Raw genomic sequence first — 18,514 nt, 5'->3', positions numbered from 1 at the left:
TATGGGTGATTTTTGGACTTCAATTTCAAACAAGTTCGTTCGACCAAAATTAGCTGATAGATTTGTTCTGTCGACTGAAGACACGTTGACTGATGAACTGGAACAACCTCAAGATAAACTGAATTGGGCAGCCGATTTTGGTCCAATCTCAGGAGTTCCTTGTATTCTGATTTACAAGGACTCCAAAGGCCAACGTTCGGAACGTTTGGTTACGTGTCAACGATATGATTTGCACAACGAGGTCCCTTATCTATGGGCCTTTTGCCACATGAGATCAGCAGTTCGCCAGTTTAAGATAGAACGTGTGCTAGAAGTTTATGACCCAGAGTCTGGTGAAGCGTTTGAAAGTTCGACAGCATTTTTTTCGCAGTTTTCTGTCGATCAAACTCATCAATCGAAACCTGGTTGGGGATTAAGCGTCAGTCAGAAAGCTGATTTTTCTGCATTATTGAATGCGAACGTGTTTATTGCTCGATGTGATAACGATTACCATCATTTAGAGCGAGAAGCGCTAGAAAACGTTATTACAAAATATTGGCTGAGATTCGAGATCAATAACGATCCTGATTGTGAATCAATTGTCCATTATGCTGATAAACTTGCGCCTGATGCAGAGACATTTTGGGTATCTTTACATCGCATTGCAGCTGATCCAAAGTTGGTTCGATTGTTAAAGGAAACAGTGTCAAACATGATTGAGGCCGATGGCGTTCTGGCCCGCGAAGAGTTCTATTGGGGATCTCAAATCGACGAGTTTTTCAGTGCTAATGGTTAAAACTTCGAAGATTGCCGAAGCCGATGCAGCCAACGAACTGATGCGTCTCGCGCGCACGATCGCCAAGCATAACAAGCTCTACCACGCCGAAGACACGCCGGAAATATCCGATGCGGATTATGACGCGCTGGTGCGGCGGAATAACGAGCTGGAAGAGGCCTTCCCGCATCTGGTGCGGGAGAATAGTCCGAACAAATTGGTCGGGGCAGCAGTGGCGGCTTCGCCTTTGTCGAAGGTCACCCATGCCCAGCGGATGATGAGCCTCGATAACGGTTTTTTCGACGAGGATATCGCCGAATGGCTGGCGCGGGTGCGGCGGTTCTTGAATCTGGACGAGGGCGCGCCGGTGGCGGTGACGGCGGAGGACAAGATTGACGGACTGTCCTGCTCTTTGCGCTATGAGAAGGGCGAGCTGGTGCTGGCCGCGACGCGCGGGGACGGGCAGGTTGGTGAGGATGTGACCGCCAATGTGCGGATGATTGGGGATATTCCGCAATCCCTCCGTTCGTCTCGAGCGCAGTCGAGAGACGGTGAGGCGGGAACAGGTGTCTCGACTTCGCTCGACACGAACGGCAATTCCCACGCCGTCCCCGACCTGTTTGAAATCCGCGGCGAGGTCTACATGGCCAAGGCCGATTTTGCCGGGCTGAACGAGCGGCTGATGGACGAGGGCAGGGCCGATGCGGCGGCCAAGGGTGTCGATTTCGATCCGGAAAAAATCCGCCAGTTCGCCAATCCGCGCAACGCTGCCGCTGGCTCGCTGCGCCAGAAGGATGCGAATATAACCGCCAAACGACCGCTGAAATTCTGGGCGCATGGCTGGGGTGTGCATAGCGAAGTGCCGGGCGAGACCGCATTTGACGTCATGAAGGCAATTGAAAGCTGGGGCGTGCCGGTGTCGCCGCTGGTCAAGCGGTTCGAAACGCTCGACGACATGCTCGCCCATTATCGCCATATCGAGGCGGAGCGGGCGGACCTGCCTTATGATATCGATGGCGTAGTCTACAAGGTTGACCGGCTCGACTGGCAGCAACGGCTCGGCTTTGTCGCCAAGGCTCCGCGCTGGGCGATCGCGCATAAATTCCCGGCCGAACAGGCGCAGACGACGCTGGAAAATATCGATATCCAGGTCGGCCGCACGGGCAAGCTGACGCCGGTTGGGCGGTTGAAACCGGTGACGGTTGGCGGTGTGGTCGTGTCCAACGTGACGCTGCACAATCGTGACGAAATTGCGCGGCTCGGTGTTCGTCCCGGCGACCGGGTGGTGATCCAGCGGGCAGGAGATGTGATTCCACAGGTGGTGGACAATCTGACCCGCGACGAGCAGCGAGAGCCTTATCATTTCCCCGACCATTGCCCCGAATGCGGCAGCGAAGCGGTAGCCGAGGAAGGCGAGGTCGATGTCCGTTGCACCGGCGGCCTGATCTGCCCGGCGCAGCGCTTCCAGCGTCTGGCGCATTTTGTCTCGCGGGTGGCGCTCGATATCGACGGGCTGGGCGAAAAGAGTATCGCGGAATTTATCGAAGCAGGCTGGCTCGAAAGCCCTGCCGATATTTTTCGCCTGCACGAGCATCGGGACGAAATCCTCGCGCGCGAGGGCTGGCAGGAAAAGTCTGTGGATAATCTGTTGGCGGCTGTGGAAAAGAAGCGCCAGCCGGATGCGGCAAGACTGCTGTTCGGGCTGGGGATACGGCATATCGGCACGGTGACGGCGAAGGATCTGTTGAAGAATTTTCGGACCTTGCCCCGGTTGCGGGAGGTTGCGGAGCTTGCGCAAGAATCGGAAAAATACCGTTCGTCTCGAGCGCAGTCGAGAGACGGGGAGGGCGCGGATGCCGCTGTCTCGACTTCGCTCGACACGAACGGAGAGGCTTCGCCCGATACGACCGGAACCGAAGCCGGTGATGCGGCATGGGCGGAAATCACCTCGATCGACGGCGTTGGCCCGACGGTCGCGCAGGCGCTGGCGGATTTCTTCCACGAATCGCATAATGTCGCGGTATGGGAAGACCTGCTGAGCGAAGTGTCTCCGCCGGACTATATTGTCGAAACCCGCGACAGCGAGGTGGCCGGCAAGACGGTGGTCTTTACCGGCAAGCTGGAAACCATGAGCCGCGACGAAGCGAAAGCGCAGGCCGAGGCGCTGGGCGCGAAGGCTTCCGGTTCGGTGAGCGCGAAGACCGATCTGGTGGTGGCCGGGCCGGGCGCGGGATCGAAGGCAAAAAAGGCGGCGGAGCTGGGGATCGAGGTGATTGACGAGGCGGCCTGGGCAAAGATTGTCGCCGCGGCGGGCTAGCGGACCAGTTTGCCGTTCTTCCTGAGCTTGTCGAAGGACTTGGTAAAACACAGGTGCTTCGACAGGCTCAGCACGAACGGATCGCTTCGACGCCCAAGGGTTTCATCCGATGGGAAGTTGGGCGGCCGCTTATGTTACGCACAAACGACCGCCATCCCTCTCTCCCAAGCTTTATGCCTTGGCGCTTGCTTCCATTGCAGCGAGCTCTTTGACGCCGTGGCCGCCTTCCTTATTCTCCGGAAAGATCGGCCAGGCGAGTTGCTGACCCAAAGTGGCTGGTGCGAGATTTTCCACGCCATAGCTATCGGGATAGCGGCGGGTGATGTGGGCGGTACCGAACAGGACGTCCCAGAAGAAAAGCAGATTGCCGAAATTGCCCTTATAATGGGTCACGCCGTCGCTCTTGTGGCGGCCGTGATGGGCGTGGTGGGTCGCCGGCGTCGAGATGGTGCGCTCTACCACCCACATGACGGGCGACAGCCATTTGATCCTGTAGAGCGGCGCGTCCCAAGCGACATCGCTGTGCGCGCCGACAATTACCGCCATCTTGACGATGATATAACCGACATAGACCCAGCCGAGACCGAGATAGATCAGCGCGCCGGAAAACCAGATGCTCGGCATGGTCAGATAATAGAAGATATTGTTCCGGTAGACGAGCCGCACGCTCATGTAGCGCGCATTATGGTGCGAGCGGTGCAGATTATAGAGAAAGGGCACGCTGTGCGACAGCCGGTGCCAGAAATATTGCATCATGTCGTCGAAGACGAGGAACAGGGCGATGGCGGCGATCAGCGGGATGCCGGCCAGCGCGCCTTCATATTGCGGCAGGATATTGCCGAGGATGAACTGGGCTGCGAGGATGATCGCTGGCTGGGTGATGACCAACAGCACGAACGAGCCGATGATTTCGACCAGCGCGTCATCGCGGGTTTGCTCGGCTTTGTTGAACAACTGCGTGCGAAAAAATTCCAACAGACCGAAGGCGACGAATATTCCAGTGATTGCTAAAAATTCAGGCCGCATGATATCTCTCCCAGAGGATTGCTTGCGGATTTTTCTTAGTCGTTGTAGTCGCGCTAAAATGCAAACTGGTTATCATTTGCGGAATATTTTATGAATGCGTCGGTTCCGATGGCCGGAACGGGCTTTGTCAAAGCGCTTCCTGGCGAGATAGGCCGCGATTTGCTGGCGCGCGGGCAGGTGCGGGCTTTTGCCAAGGGCCAGATCATCCAGCAGCGCGGCGATCAGGCTGAGGAATTCTGGTATATCGAAAGCGGATCGGTGCAGGTCGGGCGCTATGGCGTTGATGGTCGGTTGACCCTTTTTGCGCTGATTGGTGCAGGCGATACTTTTGGTGAACTGGCCTTCATGGGGGAATTCCCCCGAACGGTGGATGCGATTGCGGGGACCGATTGCCGCCTGATCCGGATCGGTAAAAGCGAGCTGCAAAGTCTTATGGATTCCGATCGGGCGGTGATCGGCTTGCTGCTCAAAACCATGGCGCTGACGGTACAGGAGGCGTTTGATCTGATCGAGTCGAGCCGTAGCCTGACGGTGCCGCAAAGGCTGGCGGTGGCGTTGCTCCAGCTGTGCGGCGATCAGGGCGATGGCGCGGAGATCATGGTCACCCAGCAGGATCTGGCTGATCTGGTCGGGGTGTCGCGGGTGTCGCTGGGCAAGGCGCTGACCAGGCTGCAGGGTGCCGGGCTGGTCGCGCCCGGCTATGGGTCAGTGACGATAAGAGACAGGGCGGCCTTGCGCGCGATGCTCGCTGGCTAGCGGATATATCGTCGGTTGGGAGCCTGTCGAAGGCGCGTGCCGGGACGAGAGATGTGGTTCGACAGGCTCACCACGAACGGCATATTCGGAATTACCCGTTCGTCCTGAGCCTGTCGAAGGACCTCCATCCGCCGAGATCTGCCTTCCGGCTTTCTCGCCACCAACCGTTCACTCCGCGGTTTCCGAAAACCAGCGCATCACGCCGCCCTGGAACGGGGTCCAGCGTCCGGTGCGGATGCCGGCCTGTTGCAGGACGTCGCTGGTCCAGTTGTTGCAGGTGTAGAAGGCGCTATAATGGCCGTGCGCCTGATAGAAGAGGTCTTGTTCGCCATAGCCCGGTGATGGTTGGGAGCGATAGTGATCGTCGAGCAGGAACCGGGCCGCGATTAACGTTGCAATTTTACGATATTCCGCTTCGCTGACTTTCAGACGGCGGCGATAATAGGGATAAGCCTGTGGATATTTCAGGTGATAGACGTGGATAAGTACATCGTCGCTTCCCAAAATCGCGCTGAGCGCATCGCCTGGGCGGAGGTCGGTCCACAAGCGTGTGTTGCGATAGACGCCTTCATGACCCCATCCGACCAATATATGGCTGCCGTAAAGCGACGGATCCGCCAGATGTTCGGGACGGATCAAGGGCGTCCAGTCGTGGACATCGCTCCAGACCGGCATGATGATACCGGTGTGCAGGCCGTTGGTTTCGATGAACAGTTCAATGCCGTCATCGGGGCTTTGCCAGTTCTGATTGGCGGGCAGCAGGCTGCCGCCCAGCGCCGCGAGCAGATAGAGGGCGATGACGGTGCCCAGCGCAATGGCAATGCGTTTCAGCCAATTGAGCGAACTAGTTGCCATGGAAACCTTTTTTGCTGTAAGATGCGCTCATGTTAAGCACCTCTGAAAACGAAACCGACACCGAAACCCATGTCTATGACAAGCCGCCAGCGCACGCAAATGCCGACTGGACGATTGATCAGGACTGGCAAAGCTATTCGGCGGAAGACCACGAGACCTGGGACATATTGTTCGCCCGCCAGCAGAAGATGCTGCCGGGGAGGGCGGCGCAGGCGTTTCTTGATGGGATTGACATATTAAATCTGTCGCGGCCCGGCATTCCCGATTTTGAAGAGCTCAACCGGATATTGATGGATGCCACGGGATGGCAGGTTGTCGCGGTTCCCGGACTGGTGCCCGATGACGTGTTTTTCGACCATCTCGCCAACCGGCGCTTTGTCTCGGGTAATTTCATCCGGCGGCGTGACCAGCTCGACTATCTGCAGGAGCCGGATATTTTCCACGATGTTTTCGGCCATGTGCCGATGCTCGCCGACCAGAGGTTCGCGGACTATATGGCGGCTTACGGACGCGGCGGGCTGCGGGCGCTGGAATATGGCACGCTGAAACAGCTGGCGCGGCTATACTGGTATACCGTGGAATTCGGCCTGATCCAGGAAGCCGAGGGCCTGCGCATTTATGGCGCCGGCATTGTGTCGAGCTATGGCGAGAGCGTCTTCGCGCTCGACGATCCCAGCCCCAACCGGATATTGTTCGATCTCGAGCGGGTCTTGCGTACCGAATATAGGATCGACGATTATCAGCAGAATTATTTCGTCATTCCGAGTCTCGACGAACTGCTGCGGGTGACGGTCGAGACGGACTTCAAGCCGGTCTATGACCGGATTGCCGGTCTGCCCGATATCAAGATTGCCGAGATTATCGAGAGTGATTTGGTGCTGACCGAGGGCACGCAGGCCTATGCGCGGTCGAAGGCTGGGGAAGCTGTGGTCGTTTAATCGCGAATGTACCTGCGTAGGCAGGTATCTATCTCCCGAAATGGCGTCTGAACGGACTGGTCCGAGATGGAGCGCTCGGCTTTAAAAAGCTTCGCCGAAGCTTTCGTTGCCTGCGCCCTTCGCAGGGGAATACATTAAATCTCCCCGAAATAGTCGGGTGCTAGTGGCGATTTCTTCTGGTGCGCTTTGCGGCGCCAGCCATATTTTTTTGATTTGACCAGAGTCAGGCTCGGCCATTCATTGTCGAGTTGCGTGTGTCTCAGGCGAAATCCCTCGCGGACATAGGCGCGGACGACTTCGGCTTTCTGGCGGCTCAGCAAACCGGCGAGCAGGAGCACGGTTCCGGTGGTTGATGCGGCGGCGATTTGCGGGGCGAGAGACACGAGCGGACCGGCCAGGATATTGGCGATGATCAGATCATAGGGCGCGCGTTGTTTCAGCGCCGGATGGTCGAGGCCGTTGCTCTGGGCCAGCCGGATCTGGCTGCGGCGATTGCCCAGCGGTATCGCATTCTGGCCGGCATTTTCCCCGGTGACCGCGACCGCGATCGGGTCGATATCGCTGGCGATGATTTTGGCGTCCGGCCAGAGATGGTGGGCGGCAAAGGCAAGCAGGCCGGTGCCGGTGCCGACGTCGGCGATATTGCGGAAGCGCTGGCCGGTTTTCTTGAGCCGGTCGAGACTTTGCAGGCAGCCCATCGTGGTTTCATGATGGCCGGTGCCAAAGGCCTGTCCCGCGTCGATGCAGAGGTTGGTCAGCTTAGGGTCGGCGGACGGCTGGTCGCTTGACGTATGGACATGGAAGCGACCAGCGCGCAGTGGTTCCAGGCCCTGTTGGCTCAGCGTCACCCAGTCCTCGTCGTCGAGCATCTCGACAACCGGCTGAAAAGCGGCGGCCTGGGCTGAGGGTGACAATAGCAGAAGATTGTCGATCAACGCGGCATCCGGTTCGATCTGGCAATAGACGTCAATCACCCATGCATCGGGGCTACTGGAATCGATTTCGCTGGCGACAATCGTCGGGGTGGAATCGCTGCCCGCAATGAACAGCTGATCCTCGGCGACCATATCCGCTTCGGCCCGGGTGCAGGGGAGCGAGACCTTCCAGGTTCTGTTCACCGTGCCGCCCGATCAGACATTGACATTTTCCTGCTCGAGCTTGTCGCTCGCCTCCATCCAATTTGCTTCGGCCTGATCCAGCTTGTCCTGGGTTTCGGCGCGCAGCTTCATCAGGTCGGTCATCGACAGATCGGCATGTTTGGGATCAGCGGATGCGGGATCGAACATCGCGCGGTCAATGGCGGAGATGTTCTCGCCGAGAATTTTCATCTGCTTTTCCGCCGCGGCGATGGTCTTGCGCAATTCCCCTTGCTGTTTGCGCCGTTCGGCGGCGGCGCGCCGTTCTTCCTTGCGGTTGCCGCTGCCGGATTTGCCGCCCGATGATCCCGGCTGGTTTTTGCCGAGCACGAAATCGGTATAGTCCTTGAGCGATCCGGCAAATTCCTCGGCCTTGCCGCTATCGACCATCACCAGACGGTCGGCGGTCAGTTCGAGCATATGGCGGTCATGGCTGACCAGAATGACAGCGCCGCTATATTCGTTGAGCGCATGGACCAGCGCTTCGCGCGCGTCGACGTCGAGGTGGTTTGTCGGCTCATCGAGGATCAGCAGATGCGGCGCGTCGCGGGTGATCATCGCCAGCGCCAGACGGGCGCGCTCGCCGCCGGAAAGTTTGCCGACCTTGATCGTTGCCTTGTCGCCGGAAAATCCGAAACGGCCAAGCTGCGCCCGAACGGCACCCGGCTTGGCATCCTTCATCAGCCGCGTCATATGCTCCAGCGGCGTGTCCGACGTGTCCAGTTCCTCGACCTGATATTGGGTGAAATAGCCGACGGTCAGCTTGCCCGATTTGTTGATAGTACCCTTTTTCGGTTCCAGCTGGCTGGCGAGCAGGCGCGCCAGCGTGGTCTTGCCGTTGCCGTTCCGTCCGAGCAATGCGGTCCGGTCGTCCGGATCGAGCCGCATGTTGAGGCCGGAAAGGATGATATTGTCGCCATAACCGACCGAAGCATCATCGAGCGTAATCAAGGGCGGTTTCAGTTCCGCCGGGCTGGGGAAATGGAAGGTCAGCGAGGGATCATCGATTGCGGCCGCAATCGGTTCCATGCGGGCGAGCGCCTTGACCCGGCTTTGGGCCTGCTTTGCGCTATGCGCCTTGGCACCCCAGCGGGAGACAAAGGATTCCAGCTTTTCGCGCTGGGCGATCTGCTTTTCGCGCGCGGAGGCTAGCTGTGCCTGACGCTCTGCCCGTTGTTTCTCGAACGCGTCATAGCCGCCGGGATAGAGAGTAGTCTTGCCGTGCTGGAGATGCAGAATATGGTCGACCACATTGTTGAGCAGATCGCGTTCGTGGCTGATCACCAATATCGTCGCCTGGTAGCTGGTCAGGAAATTTTCCAGCCACATGGTCGCTTCGAGGTCGAGATGGTTCGAGGGCTCGTCGAGGAGCAACAGCTCGGGTTGCGAGAAGAGCAGCGCCGCCAGCGCCACGCGCATCCGCCAGCCACCGGAAAAACTGTCCATTGGCTGGCTCTGTGCCGCTTCGTCAAAGCCCAGCCCGATCAATATCTTCGCTGCCCGTGCCGGAGCGCTATGGGCCTCGATGACGTTCAACCGTTCATGGATTTCCCCAATCCGGTGCGGATCGGTGGCCGTCTCTGCTTCTTCCAGCAATGCGGCGCGCTCTGTGTCGGCTGCCAGCACGGTATCGAGCGGACTGGCCTGTCCGGCGGGCGCTTCCTGGGCAATATAACCCATCCGCGCGTCCTTGGGCATGTCGACGCTACCGTCGTCGGGCTCGAGAAACCCAGCAATGACCTTCATCAGGGTCGACTTGCCCGCGCCATTGCGACCGATCATCCCGACGCGCGCGCCGGGGGGCAGTGCAGCGGTCGCACCATCAAGGATCACAGTGCCGCCGAGGCGCACGGTTATATTACTGAAATTAAGCATGGGCAGCCGTTAGCGGAGCTTGCGGCTTTTTGCTAGCACCGAGTATCTATCCTATTTGCGCCAGCCAGATCGTGTGTTTTGCCCCTTTGCCGTTGCTCCGCGCCGGCACCGTATTCACATCGACTGCGAAGCCGGACTTGTGCAGGCGCGACGTAAAGCGCGTATCGCCTTCGCTCGACCAGATTGCCAAAATGCCGTTGGAGCGGAGCGCTTTCTTCGCCTTGGCCAGGCCAGCCATGCTGTAGAGCCGGTCATTGGCTTCATGGGTCAGGCCGTCCGGACCATTGTCCACGTCCAGCAATATGGCGTCATAATCGCGCTCTGCCCTGTTGATGACATCGCAGACGTCACCGGTTGTGATGGTCACGCGGCTGTCGTCGAGACATTTTTGCGACAGATCAGCCATCGGCCCGCGCGCCCATTTGACGATGGCGGGGATCAGTTCGACCACCTCGACATGCGCCTGCGGTGGCAAAACCGACAGAGCGGCACGCAAGGTGAATCCCATGCCGTAGCCGCCGATCAATATTCTCGGGTTCTTCACCCCGAGGCGTTTGCAGGTAAGGGTGGCCAGCGCCTCTTCCGATCCGCTGAGCCGGCTGTTCATCAGTTCGATCCGTCCGAGCATGATCGAAAATTCGTCCGCTCCCTTGAGCTCGCGCCGGAACAGGCGGAGTTCGTCGCCGCCCGGGATAGGCGCTGTGTCGAGCAGTTCGCGGGCAATCATCGCACAAAGCTCGCGCCATTGGCGTCAAGCACCGCTCCGGTCATGCTTGGCGGCGCATCGAGCGCGCACCATCTTGCCATTTCGGCGATTTCTTCGGGCTGGGCGACCCGGCCCAGCGGGATGTCGGCGAGCAATTTGTCGCCGCCGCGGCTTTCCAGATATTCCTCCGCCATGCCGGTCATGGTGAAGCCGGGGCAGATGGAAAAGGCCAGTATCTCGTTCTTCGCATAGGCTCTGGCGATGGTCTTGGTCATTGCCACCATACCGGCTTTGGACGCGGCATAATGCCAGTGGTCGGGGCTGTCGCCGCGATAGGCGGCGCGGCTGGCGATATTGATGATCCGGCCCGGTTCGTCGCGCTGCTGGAAATGGAGGACAGCATGGCGGCACAGCTCTGCGGACGCGGTCAGGTTGATGGTCATGGTCCGGTTCCAGCTTTCCAGCCAGTCGTCGGCGTTGATAGGATTGGGATCGAACAGGCCGGCATTGTTGATCAGCACGTCGATGCGACCATCCAGCCGGTCCAGCGCCTCTTCCCAAAGCCGGTCAGCGGCGCCATCCCGAGAGAAATCGGACGCGAGCAGGCCATTTTCGCCCGTCGTGCTCTGGCCAACGGCCGTGACATTGTCCCGATCCAGCGATTCGACGATAGCCTTGCCAATGCCGCGGCTGGCTCCGGTTACCAATATATGTGTTTTTGCTTTGCTCATGCCGGATGGACTAGAACGACAAGGCGCGCGCGTCCATGGATGATGCAATTTTCGTGGTTTGAATCAGCATCGCATAAAATTGACACTAATAAATTGATCAAATTGGATGCATCCGGTTTGCATGACACGCGCTTTTCGCTAAGGGAATGGTTCTATTTCAAAGACTCCGGCATGACCCGGAGAGATTGTTCAGGGGAATATAATGTCCGGCGTATCAGGTTCAGCATCGAGCAGACCGCTTTCACCGCATTTGCAGATATATAAATGGGGCCCGCATATGCTGGTTTCCATTCTTCATCGGGTTACCGGTGACGGCATGGCTCTGGTTGGGGTGCCGTTGCTCGTGTGGTGGCTCTACGCGATTTCCGCCGGGCCGGAGAGCTATGAATATTTTCTGAGCTGGTTCAACTGGTTCTATCTCGGATATATCATTCTCGTCGGAATGAGCCTTGCCTTTTTCGAGCATATGTATTCGGGACTGCGTCATTTCGTGCTGGATGCCGGTGCAGGATATGAACTGCAGTCAAACAAGATGTGGTCGATCGCGGTGCCTTTGGCGGCGATCATCACCACCGCTACGATGTGGCTCTGCATCGCTTACAAGAATTTATGAGAAGGTAGGATTGGATCATGGGTTCAGGAACCAATATTGGCCGGGTACGCGGTCTCGGATCGGCGCAGGAAGGCGCGCATCACTGGATAGTGCAGCGGGTTACCGCAGTCAGCAATTTGCTGCTTGTTCTGTGGCTGGTGTTTTCGCTGGTCCGGCTGCCGAATTACGAACATGAACTGATGATAGAATGGCTGTCCTCACCTCTCGTCGCGGTTCCGATGATCTTGATGCTGGTCAGCATCTTCTGGCATTTGCGGCTCGGATTGCAGGTGTTGATCGAGGATTATGTCCCCGATCACGGCGCTAAATTCGGCCTGATCATCCTGCTCAACTTTTTCGCCATCGGCGGTGCGGCGCTGGGAATCTTCTCGGTCGCGAAAATCGCCTTTACCGGAGTGGCTGCATAATGCCCAAGACTGACAATACGACATCCTCCCAGCCCGCTTACAAGATCATTGATCACACCTATGACACGGTGGTTGTCGGCGCCGGAGGCTCCGGCCTGCGCGCGACCATGGGCGCGGCAGAATCGGGACTGAAAACCGCTTGCATCACCAAGGTTTTTCCAACCCGCTCGCATACGGTTGCGGCACAGGGCGGCATTGCGGCATCGCTGGGCAACAACACGCCCGATCACTGGCAGTGGCATATGTATGACACGGTCAAGGGATCCGACTGGCTCGGCGACCAGGACGCGATCGAATATCTCGTGCGCGAAGCACCGGAAGCGGTTTACGAACTGGAACATGCCGGTGTGCCCTTTTCGCGCAATGACGACGGTACCATCTACCAGCGTCCCTTCGGCGGCCATATGCAGAATATGGGCGAGGGGCCTCCGGTCCAGCGGACCTGCGCCGCTGCCGACCGTACCGGCCACGCGATGCTGCACGCACTCTATCAACAGAGCCTGAAATATGATGCGGACTTCTTCATCGAATATTTCGCGATCGACCTGATCATGGAAGACGGTGAGTGCCGGGGCGTGATCGCGATCTGCATGGAAGACGGTTCAATCCATCGCTTCCGCAGCCATGCTGTTGTGCTGGCGACCGGCGGTTCCGGCCGCTGCTATTTCAGCGCGACCTCTGCCCATACCTGCACCGGTGACGGTGGCGGCATGGTGCTACGTGCCGGGCTGCCGCTGCAGGACATGGAATTTGTCCAGTTCCACCCGACCGGTATTTACGGCGCGGGCGTGCTGATTACCGAAGGCGCGCGCGGTGAGGGTGGTTATCTGACCAACAGCGAAGGCGAGCGTTTCATGGAACGCTATGCGCCAAGCGCCAAGGATCTGGCCAGCCGCGACGTTGTTTCACGCTGCATGGCCACCGAAATCCGCGAAGGCCGTGGTGTCGGGCCGGAGAAAGATCATATCTATCTCCACCTCGACCATATCGCGCCGGAAGTGTTGGCCGAACGGCTGCCGGGTATCACCGAAACCGGCAAGATTTTCGCCGGCGTCGACCTGACCCGCGAAGCTTTGCCGGTGGTGCCGACGGTCCATTATAATATGGGCGGCATACCCTGTAACTATCATGGCGAGGTGATCAATCCGACAGCCGATGATCCGGATGCGATTGTCGAAGGGCTCTACGCCGTCGGCGAAGCGGCCTGCGTGTCGGTGCACGGCGCCAACCGTCTCGGCTCCAACTCGCTGATCGATCTCGTGGTCTTCGGCCGCGCAACCGGCCTGCGGCTCAAGGAAAAGCTCACCCCGAACGGTGCGCACAAGCCCCTTCCGAAAGACAGCGCTGATCTGGCGCTGCAACGGCTCGACCATTTCCGCAACGCCAAGGGCTCGATCCCGACCGCCGATCTGCGCCTCGAGATGCAGAAAACGATGCAAGCGCACGCTGCCGTATTCCGCGACAATGATCTGCTTGCCGAAGGTGTCGCGGCGATGGACAAGGTCAATGCCAAACTCGCGGATATCGGCGTCACCGATCGCTCGCTCATCTGGAATACCGATCTGATTGAAACGCTGGAACTCGACAATCTGATGAGCCAGGCGATGGTCACGATGAAGGCAGCGGCGAACCGCAAGGAAAGCCGAGGCGCGCATATGCAGGAAGATTATCCGGATCGCGATGACGCGAACTGGATGAAACACACGGTCATCACGTTCGAAGGCTGGGGCGGCAAAGGCGGCAAGAGCGAGATCAGCTACCGTCCGGTGCATGATTATACGCTGACCGACGAAGCGACCTATGTGAAGCCGAAGAAGCGGGTTTATTGATATCGATCGGAGTGTGAACAACTACCGTTGTTACCTGTCGCCCCAGTGCAGGCTGGGGCCCAAACCGGTCTTGAATGCGGGGAGGGGTGTCTCCCCATCGCACCATTGGCTTGGATGCCAGCCTTCCCTGGCATGACGGAGTGATCCTGCGATATTCTTCTGCAGTCACCCCAGCGCAGGCTGGGGCCTAAACCGGACTTGAATGGGAGACGAGTGTCTCCTCATTGCACCATCGGTTTGGATGCCAGCCTCCGCTGGCACGACCGAGTGCGTCTGCGACATTAACTATTGATCACATCCCATAAATCATCCCATTTGGGATTGGCCTTGATAATCAGGTCGGTTTTCCATCTCCGCTTCCACGCCTTCATCGCTTTCTCACGCGCTATTGCTTCGTAAGGAGAATCATATTCTTCGATATAGACGAGACGATCCAATCCATGTTCGCGACAAAAATCCGAACCCGTTCCATTCTTGTGCTGGAATATTCGCGCCGGCAAATCGGATGTCACCCCGATGTAAAGCGTGCCAAACGGCTTGTTAGTCAGGATATAAATATAGGCGCGTCTCATAAGGCATGGCTAAATCACTATTAGCTTGGGTGCCAGCCACCACCGGCACGACAGGCTGGAACTGTTAAAATTTTTCGCAAAACCTTCCAACCACTTCCCGCCACCCTCCAATCCCGATAGAAGCAGCCCATGCTCGCCCCGATGCTCCCCTCCTTTCTGCTCGTCGTTCTGCTCGTCGAGCTGACGCCCGGTCCGAACATGGGCTGGCTGGCGTTGCTCAGTGCCAGCGAGGGCAGGCGTGCGGGCTTTGCCGCGACGGCGGGGATTGCCTTGGGGCTGGCGATAGTGGCGGCGGCCTCGGCTTTGGGGCTGGCGCAACTGGCGCAGAGCTCGCCATTTGTCTTCAATCTGCTCCGCTATGCCGGGGCCGGTTTTCTGTTATATTTGGCCTGGGAAGCATGGGTGGGTGAACGCGAACTGTCACCGTCGACGGTGCACAGGCATCGACCACCGGTGAAGCATTTTCGGCGCGGTCTGATTATCAACCTGCTCAATCCCAAGGCAGCGCTGTTCTTCGTCGTGGTGTTGCCGGTTTATATCGCGCCCACGCAATCTATAGCCCTACAAACGGTGCAGCTGTCTGTTGCTTATGTTGCGGTGGCGACGATGATCCACGCGACGATCGTTCTGCTCGCCGGTCGCGCCCATCGCTGGCTTTCCACCGATGCCCATGCACAGACGGCGCGCCGGGCGTTTGCCGTCCTGCTTGCCGGCATCGCGGTCTGGTTCTTCGTCGATACGTTCCAATGATAGTCGTGAACGGCTTCAGGGACGCGCCGGTGCCTTGCAGCCCTTCTGCAGGCCGACGCCTTTCAGGAAGCCGCGTCTGACCGTCCCGGCATAGACTGCCTTGTTATAGCGTCGGCGCTCGGCATTGGCCCCGGTCACTTCGCCGATAAGCCCGCCAAAGGGAATGATCGAACCGACGGCACTGCCAGCCACACGGGCTGCGGTTTCTTCGCGTTTCTTGGCGAGGCTCTTGTCGACGGTCTCGTTGACATCAGGGCCGAGCACGACATTGAGTTCGCGCACCTCGGCGATGATCGCGGCACATCGATTCAGGCCCTGTAGCGAATAGGGATCATCCTGAATGTCGAGAAGCTTTTGCGGTACTTCTTTGCCGTCAAACGGCTCGGTGACCTTGTTGCCTGCCGATTCCAGCGTTGAATCCTGTGGAGCGCCTTCTTGCGCCAATGCGGCTGTGTTAAAGCCGCCGACGACCAGCAACAGGCTGGTCAAATAGTGCATATGTCTCATCTCAATCCCCTTGAGTTGCGGTTACCGATATCGCAGATTGTCGCGGTTCAATTGATCAACCGCTGTCACGCCCATTAGTTTCATGTCGCGCTCGATTTCATTCTGCAGCAAAGTCAATATCCGCTCGACCCCGCCCTGTCCGGCGGCTGCGAGGGCATAGAGATAGAGGCGTCCGCCCGAGCAGGCCTTGGCACCGACGCTGAGCGCTTTCAGCACGTGGCTGCCCCGGGTGATGCCGCCGTCGCAGATGACATCGAGCCTGTCGCCGACCGCATCGCAAATCTCGGCCAGCTGATCAAAGGGCGCGCGGCTGCCGTCCAGTTGCCGTCCGCCATGGTTGGATACCATGATCGCGGTGGCGCCGATATCGACCGCCCGCTTTGCGTCGGCGACCGACATGATGCCCTTCAGACAGAATTCACCGCCCCAGTCCCTGGCGATTTCCTCGGCCATTTTCCAATCGAGCGACTGGTCGAGCATATTGGTGAAATAGTCGGCGACCGAATTGGGCACGCTGGTGCCCTCCGAGACGTGGTCTTTCAGGTTCGACAGCTCGAACTTCTCCCGGAACATGTAATTCAGTCCCCATGCCGGTCTGGCGGCATAGCTCCAGAAGCTGGTCGGGGTGATCTTGGGCGGACTGGTGAAGCCGGAGCGCAGGCACCGCTCGCGATTGCCGCCCACGATTGTGTCTACAGTAAGCGTCAGCGCGTCGAATTTTGCCGCCTTGCAGCGCTCGACCATCGACCGGTTGAGCTCCTTGTCCTTATGCACATAAAGCTGGAACATTTTCGGTGTGCTGATGCTGGAACCGATTTCTTCAATGCTCACCGTTGCAAGCGAAGAGATGCCGAAATAGGTGCCGAATTTTTCCGCCGCCCGGGCAACGGCGCGTTCGCCCTCCCAATGGAACAGACGTTGCAGCGCCGTCGGGGAAAGGAACAAGGGCATCGCCAGCTTCTGACCCATGACCGTCGTGCTCATGTCGATATTCTCGACACCCGCGAGCACATTGGGAACCAGATCGCAGCGTTCATAGGCATTGGTGTTCCGCCGGCGGGTCACCTCGTCGTCTGCCGCGCCATCGATATAGTCAAATATCGGAAAGGGCAGGCGTTTCTTGGCAAGTGCACGGAAGTCGTTCACATTGTGGCAATGGGAGATATTCATAACGGCCTTTCGATTGGGCGTGTGTGTGCCTCTGCTCGTCGTAGTAGATGCAATGCTGATACATTGAGCCTAGACGAATGGAGGCGTCGCGCAAACTAACTTTGTAGGGATGGAAGAGGGAGATATTATGACGGAAATACGAGAAAATCAGAGTGAGCCGGGGAAGCCCGAGCGATCCCCCGGCAGGAAATTCCTGATGGTATTGCTGATGGGGTTTCTGATCACCATCCCGCTGTTCACCGTCTGGCTGCTTAACTATGATCGGCAGAGCCAGAGCGAAACGGCGCAGCAATCGATCGTGTCCGGTTGGGGCGGCCAGCAGGTTTTTGCCGGTCCCCAGATCGTTTTGCCCTATCAGGCGAAGATCACAGAGTCGGTGGAGCAGAATGGCAAGACGGTCACCCGGACCAACATCGTGACCCGTGAATTATTTGTCGCGCCGGAACTGGTGAAGCTCGACAGCAAGTTGAACACCGAAACCAAGAAGCGGGCGATTTACGAGGTCATTGTCTATGACACAGCGATTACCGGTTCTGCGGTCTTCAGACTGCCCGACGATCTCGACCGCTATGGCGTGACCCGCGACCAGATTGATTTCAGCCGCGCGGAACTGCGGTTCGGCCTGTCGGACGCCCGCGGTCTGGCCGGGGACAATAAGGTCAGCGTCAACGGCCAGGCGCTCGAACTGCAGCCCGGCAAGGGGCTTGGTGCTACCGGAAATAGCGGATTTTTCGCCTTTCTCGATAGCAGCGCGCTGGAAAGCGGCGCGATCGAGGCCAAGTTCGGTGTCCGGTTCAAGGGAAACCAGAGCCTGACAATCGCGCCCAATGCGGGTCAGACCGAATGGACTGTCCAGTCAGAATGGCCACATCCCAGCTTTGCAGGGAGTTTTCTTCCCGAAAGCAGGACTGTTGATGGCGATGGCTTCAAGGCCAAATATGTGATCACCAACCTTGCATTGGGCACGTCGCTGATCGCAACCGAGGCGGGGCAACAAATTCAGCCAATACGTGCCAAAGACATGTCCTTTTATGATCCGGGATTTGGCAGCAACGCGTCGGCGAGCGCGACCGTTGATTTGATTCAGCCGGTCGATCTTTATGGTCAGGTGGATCGGGCGGCCAAATATGGTTTCCTGATCATCGGCTTTACCTTTGTCGCCTTCTTGCTGTTCGATCTGATCGGCGGGGTGCGGATATCATCGGTGCAATATATATTGGTCGGCGTTGCGCTGGTATTGTTCTTTGTGCTGTTGCTGGCATTTGCCGAGATCATTGGCTTTGCTTTGGCCTATATCGCGGCATCGGTGGCGACCATCGGGCTGATCACCGCCTATTCGGCATCGGTATTGTCGAGTTGGCGACGGGCCTCGATCATCGGCGGACTGCTCGCCGGACTCTATGGCGCAATCTATATCCTGCTCAGCCTCGAGGCATATTCGTTGCTTATCGGATCGCTGCTGATATTCGTGGCACTGGCCGGGGTAATGTTTGTTACCCGGCGGCTCGACTGGTCAGCATCGATCAGCCGACCCAAGGCCTAAATATCTAACGGGCTCTGGTGTGATATCGC

The 18,514-nt window shown here is 58.2% G+C and carries 18 protein-coding genes; 9 read left to right on the top strand and 9 right to left on the bottom strand.

What is annotated here, in order from left to right; genetic code table 11:
- The first annotated feature begins 1 nt into the window (after position 1).
- On the top strand, positions 2-775 hold the full coding sequence (locus ACN0VD_RS01510; protein ID WP_417590857.1) for a hypothetical protein: 774 nt from the start codon (positions 2-4) through the stop codon (positions 773-775).
- The gene (gene ligA / locus ACN0VD_RS01505; protein WP_417590855.1) at positions 768-3,071 is read left to right on the top strand and encodes an NAD-dependent DNA ligase LigA; all 2,304 of its coding nucleotides are present in this window, start codon (positions 768-770) and stop codon (positions 3,069-3,071) included. The genes ACN0VD_RS01510 and ligA overlap by 8 nt, the downstream gene beginning before the upstream one ends.
- 171 nt (positions 3,072-3,242) lie before the next feature.
- Here ligA and ACN0VD_RS01500 read toward each other — a convergent pair whose 3' ends face one another.
- A complete protein-coding gene (locus ACN0VD_RS01500) occupies positions 3,243-4,097 on the bottom strand; it encodes a sterol desaturase family protein (protein WP_417590853.1) in 855 nt (284 codons plus the stop codon).
- A 90-nt stretch (positions 4,098-4,187) separates the two neighbouring features.
- Here ACN0VD_RS01500 and ACN0VD_RS01495 point away from each other — a divergent pair, with 90 nt between their 5' ends.
- Positions 4,188-4,853 carry a Crp/Fnr family transcriptional regulator gene (locus tag ACN0VD_RS01495; protein WP_417590851.1) on the top strand — a complete coding sequence of 222 codons (666 nt, stop codon included), beginning with the start codon at positions 4,188-4,190 and terminating at the stop codon, positions 4,851-4,853.
- A 168-nt stretch (positions 4,854-5,021) separates the two neighbouring features.
- Here ACN0VD_RS01495 and ACN0VD_RS01490 read toward each other — a convergent pair whose 3' ends face one another.
- Positions 5,022-5,708 carry a TIGR02117 family protein gene (locus ACN0VD_RS01490; RefSeq protein ID WP_417590849.1) on the bottom strand — a complete coding sequence of 229 codons (687 nt, stop codon included), beginning with the start codon at positions 5,706-5,708 and terminating at the stop codon, positions 5,022-5,024.
- Between the two features lie 29 nt (positions 5,709-5,737).
- Here ACN0VD_RS01490 and phhA point away from each other — a divergent pair, with 29 nt between their 5' ends.
- Positions 5,738-6,646 (top strand): phenylalanine 4-monooxygenase, encoded by a 909-nt coding sequence (gene phhA / locus ACN0VD_RS01485; RefSeq protein ID WP_417590847.1) that lies wholly within the window; start codon positions 5,738-5,740, stop codon positions 6,644-6,646.
- A gap of 134 nt (positions 6,647-6,780) precedes the next feature.
- Here the strand turns inward: phhA and ACN0VD_RS01480 are convergent, their stop codons facing one another.
- The 4 genes from ACN0VD_RS01480 to ACN0VD_RS01465 are packed head-to-tail and all read right to left on the bottom strand — an operon-like array spanning position 6,781 to position 11,094.
- Positions 6,781-7,764 (bottom strand): 50S ribosomal protein L11 methyltransferase, encoded by a 984-nt coding sequence (locus ACN0VD_RS01480; RefSeq protein ID WP_417590845.1) that lies wholly within the window; start codon positions 7,762-7,764, stop codon positions 6,781-6,783.
- A 12-nt stretch (positions 7,765-7,776) separates the two neighbouring features.
- Positions 7,777-9,657, bottom strand: a complete 1,881-nt coding sequence (locus ACN0VD_RS01475; protein WP_417590843.1) for an ABC-F family ATP-binding cassette domain-containing protein — start codon at positions 9,655-9,657, stop codon at positions 7,777-7,779.
- 46 nt (positions 9,658-9,703) lie between these two features.
- Positions 9,704-10,384, bottom strand: coding sequence for a spermidine synthase (locus ACN0VD_RS01470; protein ID WP_417590841.1), 681 nt, complete (start codon positions 10,382-10,384; stop codon positions 9,704-9,706).
- Positions 10,381-11,094: an SDR family NAD(P)-dependent oxidoreductase gene (locus ACN0VD_RS01465; protein ID WP_417590839.1), complete on the bottom strand. Its 714-nt coding sequence runs from the start codon at positions 11,092-11,094 to the stop codon at positions 10,381-10,383. Before ACN0VD_RS01465 ends, ACN0VD_RS01470 begins: the two co-directional genes overlap by 4 nt.
- Positions 11,095-11,296: 202 nt before the next feature.
- Between ACN0VD_RS01465 and sdhC the strand changes: the two genes are divergently transcribed.
- From sdhC to sdhA, 3 genes are read left to right on the top strand one after another with little or no spacing between them, the layout of a single operon-like run.
- The gene (gene sdhC, locus ACN0VD_RS01460) at positions 11,297-11,707 is read left to right on the top strand and encodes a succinate dehydrogenase, cytochrome b556 subunit (RefSeq protein WP_417590837.1); all 411 of its coding nucleotides are present in this window, start codon (positions 11,297-11,299) and stop codon (positions 11,705-11,707) included.
- A 17-nt stretch (positions 11,708-11,724) separates the two neighbouring features.
- Entirely contained in the window at positions 11,725-12,114 is a 390-nt protein-coding gene (sdhD, locus tag ACN0VD_RS01455; protein ID WP_417590835.1) for a succinate dehydrogenase, hydrophobic membrane anchor protein, read from the top strand.
- The gene (gene sdhA, locus ACN0VD_RS01450) at positions 12,114-13,943 is read left to right on the top strand and encodes a succinate dehydrogenase flavoprotein subunit (RefSeq protein ID WP_417590833.1); all 1,830 of its coding nucleotides are present in this window, start codon (positions 12,114-12,116) and stop codon (positions 13,941-13,943) included. The genes sdhD and sdhA overlap by 1 nt, the downstream gene beginning before the upstream one ends.
- 281 nt (positions 13,944-14,224) lie before the next feature.
- Here sdhA and ACN0VD_RS01445 read toward each other — a convergent pair whose 3' ends face one another.
- On the bottom strand, positions 14,225-14,515 hold the full coding sequence (locus ACN0VD_RS01445) for a GIY-YIG nuclease family protein (RefSeq protein WP_417590831.1): 291 nt from the start codon (positions 14,513-14,515) through the stop codon (positions 14,225-14,227).
- A 129-nt stretch (positions 14,516-14,644) separates the two neighbouring features.
- On the opposite strand from ACN0VD_RS01445, the gene ACN0VD_RS01440 reads away from it, so the two are divergent.
- Complete coding sequence (locus tag ACN0VD_RS01440) at positions 14,645-15,265, top strand: LysE family translocator (protein WP_417590829.1); 621 nt, start codon at positions 14,645-14,647, stop codon at positions 15,263-15,265.
- A 15-nt stretch (positions 15,266-15,280) separates the two neighbouring features.
- On the opposite strand, the gene ACN0VD_RS01435 is transcribed toward ACN0VD_RS01440, so the two are convergent.
- Together ACN0VD_RS01435 and ACN0VD_RS01430 are read right to left on the bottom strand one after the other, a co-directional pair.
- Positions 15,281-15,772, bottom strand: a complete 492-nt coding sequence (locus ACN0VD_RS01435) for a hypothetical protein (protein ID WP_417590827.1) — start codon at positions 15,770-15,772, stop codon at positions 15,281-15,283.
- Between the two features lie 21 nt (positions 15,773-15,793).
- The gene (locus tag ACN0VD_RS01430; protein WP_417590825.1) at positions 15,794-16,942 is read right to left on the bottom strand and encodes an alpha-hydroxy acid oxidase; all 1,149 of its coding nucleotides are present in this window, start codon (positions 16,940-16,942) and stop codon (positions 15,794-15,796) included.
- A gap of 127 nt (positions 16,943-17,069) precedes the next feature.
- Here ACN0VD_RS01430 and creD point away from each other — a divergent pair, with 127 nt between their 5' ends.
- Positions 17,070-18,485 carry a cell envelope integrity protein CreD gene (gene creD, locus ACN0VD_RS01425; RefSeq protein WP_417590823.1) on the top strand — a complete coding sequence of 472 codons (1,416 nt, stop codon included), beginning with the start codon at positions 17,070-17,072 and terminating at the stop codon, positions 18,483-18,485.
- Positions 18,486-18,514 lie beyond the last annotated feature (29 nt).

Origin of the sequence: Parasphingorhabdus sp., from assembly GCF_048267785.1 — a bacterium.
GTDB lineage: Bacteria > Pseudomonadota > Alphaproteobacteria > Sphingomonadales > Sphingomonadaceae > Parasphingorhabdus.
Note: the sequence above shows the minus strand (reverse complement) of the source record. Positions and strands in the feature narration are given on the sequence as shown.

Excerpts from the sequence above, each read along its gene's own strand:
- sdhC (WP_417590837.1), top strand. The coding sequence starts at position 11,297 with ATGTCCGGCGTATCAGGTTCAGCATCGAGCAGACCGCTTTCACCGCAT.
- ACN0VD_RS01510 (WP_417590857.1), top strand. The coding sequence starts at position 2 with ATGGGTGATTTTTGGACTTCAATTTCAAACAAGTTCGTTCGACCAAAA.
- phhA (WP_417590847.1), top strand. The coding sequence starts at position 5,738 with ATGTTAAGCACCTCTGAAAACGAAACCGACACCGAAACCCATGTCTAT.
- ACN0VD_RS01465 (WP_417590839.1), bottom strand. The coding sequence starts at position 11,094 with ATGAGCAAAGCAAAAACACATATATTGGTAACCGGAGCCAGCCGCGGC.
- ACN0VD_RS01470 (WP_417590841.1), bottom strand. The coding sequence starts at position 10,384 with ATGATTGCCCGCGAACTGCTCGACACAGCGCCTATCCCGGGCGGCGAC.
- ACN0VD_RS01440 (WP_417590829.1), top strand. The coding sequence starts at position 14,645 with ATGCTCGCCCCGATGCTCCCCTCCTTTCTGCTCGTCGTTCTGCTCGTC.
- ACN0VD_RS01445 (WP_417590831.1), bottom strand. The coding sequence starts at position 14,515 with ATGAGACGCGCCTATATTTATATCCTGACTAACAAGCCGTTTGGCACG.
- sdhD (WP_417590835.1), top strand. The coding sequence starts at position 11,725 with ATGGGTTCAGGAACCAATATTGGCCGGGTACGCGGTCTCGGATCGGCG.
- ACN0VD_RS01490 (WP_417590849.1), bottom strand. The coding sequence starts at position 5,708 with ATGGCAACTAGTTCGCTCAATTGGCTGAAACGCATTGCCATTGCGCTG.
- ACN0VD_RS01430 (WP_417590825.1), bottom strand. The coding sequence starts at position 16,942 with ATGAATATCTCCCATTGCCACAATGTGAACGACTTCCGTGCACTTGCC.
- ACN0VD_RS01435 (WP_417590827.1), bottom strand. The coding sequence starts at position 15,772 with ATGAGACATATGCACTATTTGACCAGCCTGTTGCTGGTCGTCGGCGGC.
- ligA (WP_417590855.1), top strand. The coding sequence starts at position 768 with ATGGTTAAAACTTCGAAGATTGCCGAAGCCGATGCAGCCAACGAACTG.
- creD (WP_417590823.1), top strand. The coding sequence starts at position 17,070 with ATGACGGAAATACGAGAAAATCAGAGTGAGCCGGGGAAGCCCGAGCGA.
- ACN0VD_RS01495 (WP_417590851.1), top strand. The coding sequence starts at position 4,188 with ATGAATGCGTCGGTTCCGATGGCCGGAACGGGCTTTGTCAAAGCGCTT.
- sdhA (WP_417590833.1), top strand. The coding sequence starts at position 12,114 with ATGCCCAAGACTGACAATACGACATCCTCCCAGCCCGCTTACAAGATC.
- ACN0VD_RS01475 (WP_417590843.1), bottom strand. The coding sequence starts at position 9,657 with ATGCTTAATTTCAGTAATATAACCGTGCGCCTCGGCGGCACTGTGATC.
- ACN0VD_RS01500 (WP_417590853.1), bottom strand. The coding sequence starts at position 4,097 with ATGCGGCCTGAATTTTTAGCAATCACTGGAATATTCGTCGCCTTCGGT.